The following is a 224-nucleotide window of genomic DNA, read 5'->3' on the forward strand; positions in this document are numbered from 1 at the left end:
GGAAAGAGAGGCGGACGCATGGAAAGAAAATCAAGAGCAGTAATAGCGGTAATATTTTTATTGTTAATGTCGATACCTGTAATGTCTGCAAGAAGACTGACTACAACACAGATGAGAAACAATACTATAAGAATAAATGCACTGGAATTGGATGAAATAGACATAACAAAAGTTAAAGGACCGAAAGAAGTAACGGTAGTACTTGATGAGAGGGCATTATTATT

Annotated in this window: 1 pseudogene; it reads left to right on the top strand. The window is 35.7% G+C overall.

Annotated features, from left to right (window positions below):
- Positions 1–18 precede the first annotated feature (18 nt).
- Positions 19–224: pseudogene (locus tag EII29_RS12600) on the top strand (OmpA family protein); the annotation flags it as partial.

The organism is Leptotrichia sp. OH3620_COT-345, assembly GCF_003932895.1.
Lineage (GTDB): Bacteria > Fusobacteriota > Fusobacteriia > Fusobacteriales > Leptotrichiaceae > Pseudoleptotrichia.